Source organism: Humidesulfovibrio sp. (genome assembly GCF_035560995.1).
Taxonomy (GTDB): domain Bacteria; phylum Desulfobacterota; class Desulfovibrionia; order Desulfovibrionales; family Desulfovibrionaceae; genus Humidesulfovibrio.
In genome coordinates, this window is sequence record NZ_DATMYK010000057.1 from 1 (window position 1) to 2689 (window position 2689).

General features: G+C 64.6%; 4 protein-coding genes. All 4 read left to right on the forward strand.

Annotated elements, in window-relative coordinates; genetic code table 11:
* Positions 1–90 precede the first annotated feature (90 nt).
* Complete coding sequence (locus VN419_RS02140; protein WP_325643955.1) at positions 91–645, forward strand: HD domain-containing protein; 555 nt, start codon at positions 91–93, stop codon at positions 643–645.
* A gap of 109 nt (positions 646–754) precedes the next feature.
* A complete protein-coding gene (locus VN419_RS02145) occupies positions 755–1270 on the forward strand; it encodes an SH3 domain-containing protein (protein WP_325643957.1) in 516 nt (171 codons plus the stop codon).
* A gap of 10 nt (positions 1271–1280) precedes the next feature.
* Positions 1281–2150, forward strand: a complete 870-nt coding sequence (locus VN419_RS02150; protein WP_325643959.1) for a M48 family metalloprotease — start codon at positions 1281–1283, stop codon at positions 2148–2150.
* Between the two features lie 183 nt (positions 2151–2333).
* Positions 2334–2689: hypothetical protein (locus VN419_RS02155; RefSeq protein WP_325643961.1), on the forward strand; the 356-nt coding region annotated here is incomplete at its 3' end.

A 2689-nucleotide genomic window follows, 5' to 3' on the forward strand; every position in this document is an offset into this window, starting at 1 on the left:
GCCTTCGACACCTCACAACCCGGCGACGGCCCGCGCTTCGCCCACTGCTGGCTGCACGCGCCGCGAACCTAAGCTTCAGGAGGACCACGCATGCTCTCCCGCGATGAAGCCCTTGCCCTGCTCAAACACCATGTGCCCGACCCGGCCCTGCAGGCCCATTGCCTGGAGTCCGAGGCAGTGCTGCGCGCCCTGGCGACCAATCTGCGCCAGGATGTTGAACTTTGGGGGCTGACGGGCCTGTTGCACGACCTGGACTACGCCACCACCAAGGACAACCCCGGCCGCCACGGACTCGACTCCGCCGAGCTCCTGGACGGCAAGCTGCCCGAGGAGGCTCTGGACGCCATCCGCGCCCACAACTTCGAGCACACGGGCTTCGCGCCCTCCACTCCGCTGGACTTCGCCCTGCGCTGCGGCGAGACCGTCACCGGGCTCATCCACGCCAACGCCCTGGTGCGCCCGGCGCGCATGGACGGCATGGACGCCAAAAGCCTCAAGAAAAAGATGAAGGACAAGGCCTTCGCCGCCAGCGTCAGCCGCGAGACCATCGGCGAATGCCAGAAGCTGGGCATGGAGCAGGCGGAGTTCTTCACCGTCGCCATCGCCGCCGTGGCGGGCATCGCCAATCAGGTGGGTCTGACGTAGCGGGGCCTAATCGGGCGAAGCTTGACGAAATCCGCCCGGCCTTGCATTCGCCAAGCCGATGACGCAGAATGACCAGCATGGGACAAACCCTTAAATATGGGGGCACGCAATGAATAAAAGCGCACCAATCATCGCGGCCGCAGCCGGAGTTCTGCTCCTGGCAGCGCCCGCCCTGGCCCAGGACAAGCTGTACGTGGCCTCGGAAGGAGCCAAGCTCAAGACCGACAAAAGCGCCTCCTCGGACACCGTGGCCGAGCTGCCTGTGGGCACGGCCCTATCCGTGCAGGGGCAGGAGGAAAGCTGGTACAAGGTATCGGTCGGCGGGCAAAGCGGCTGGATCTACCGCGGCAAGGTGGCCGCCACCCCGCCGGAGCCCTCGCAGCAGGGCGGCAATCTCTTCGGCGGCGCGGGCTCAAGCACCATCATGGTCAGCGAGGCCGACAGCGCCCGCAGCATGCGCGGCCTGAACGAGAGCGAACAGGACGCGGCCAAGGCCGCAGGGCGCGCGCCCAGGCCCCTGTCCGACTACAGGCAGGCCCTGGATAAGGTGCTGGCCGAAAAGGTGGAGAAGAAAGAGCTGGAGAACTTCCTCAAGGCCGGTCGCATCGGCGAGTACGCGAAGTAAGGGGGCGGACATGGACAGAAGAAAATTCATCCTGGGCATCGCCGCCAGCGCCCTGCCCCTGGCCCTGCCCGGCTCGGTCATGGCGGGCTTCCTCGACGCCATCATGGATCCCAACTCCAAAGAGAACAAAATCCTTTCCGGCGCCAAGAGCGTGCTCTCCAGCTCGCAGCAGATGGACTACCAGAGCGAGCGCACCATCGGTGAGCGCCTGGCCGTGGAAGGTTTCCGCCGCTACGGCATGCCGGTGCAGAACAAGAGCCTGCAGCACTACGTGAACCTTGTGGGCTTGGCCGTGGCCACCAATTCGCCCCGGCCCAACATCCCCTACCGCTTCGTGGTGGTGGAAAGCGACGTGCAGAACGCCTTCGCCTGCCCCGGCGGCATCATCTTCGTCACCTCGGCCCTTGTTCGCACCATGACCAACGAGGCCCAGTTGGCGGGCATCCTCTCGCACGAGGTGGGCCACGTGGCCCTGCGCCACGCCCTCAAGAGCATCCAGCGCGCGCAGTTCTTCACCGGCGTGGGGCAGATCACCGCCGCCACCATGAAGGGCGACAAGGGCGCGCAGTTCGAGAGCATGATCGGCGACCTGCAGAACGTGCTCTTCGACAAGGGCCTGGACCAGAACATGGAGTACGAGGCCGACGCCAGCGCCATGGAGACCGCCTACCGCACGGGCTATAACCCGGCGGGCATCACCGAGACCCTGCAGACCCTGCAACGCCTGGAGGCCAGCTCGCCCAACAAGAAGGGCTCCTGGTTCTCCACGCACCCGCCGTTGCCATCACGCATCGCCAAGAACCAGGCGGCCATGAAGAAATACCCGGACGCCATGACCCTGGCCGTGCTGTCTGACCGCTTCAAGACCCAGTCGAAGTAGGAAGATTCCCAACGCGCCATGCACAGGGCGGAGGCTTGCACAGGCCTCCGCCCTGTTTCTTTTCATGTGCTATCCGTTCGCATTCCACAGCTTCCCTAAAGTCGCCCGGATACGTGGCCGATAAGAGGAGCGTCACGCCAGACACGCAATGCCAGAACGCCACACGCCAGAACGGAGTGCCTCATGTCCAAGAAGCTCTTGCACGCAACAGGATTCGGCAGGATCCACCAGCTCATCTGCGAAAACCGGCAGGAGGAGGCCCGGGCGCTGCTCAAGGCCCTCCAGCACGAGTACATCGCCCTGGTGGAAGAGAACGAGGCCCTCAAGAACCAGATCATTGAGGTGGCCCAGGTGCTCGACATGGCCGAGTGCATGGAGTTCGACGGCCAGAAGTACTGGCTGACGGACGAACTGCGCCACAAAGGCCCTTACTGCCAGCTGTGCTACGACCGCGACGGACTCTTGATGCGCCTGCAGAAGCAGCAGCGCCACTGGAAGTGCCAAAGCTGCGGCAACGTCTTCGTGGACACCAAGGCCGT

Bases quoted from the DNA above. Each gene is read 5' to 3' on its own strand.
- VN419_RS02140 (WP_325643955.1), top strand. From the start codon at position 91: ATGCTCTCCCGCGATGAAGCCCTTGCCCTGCTCAAACACCATGTGCCC.
- VN419_RS02145 (WP_325643957.1), top strand. From the start codon at position 755: ATGAATAAAAGCGCACCAATCATCGCGGCCGCAGCCGGAGTTCTGCTC.
- VN419_RS02150 (WP_325643959.1), top strand. From the start codon at position 1,281: ATGGACAGAAGAAAATTCATCCTGGGCATCGCCGCCAGCGCCCTGCCC.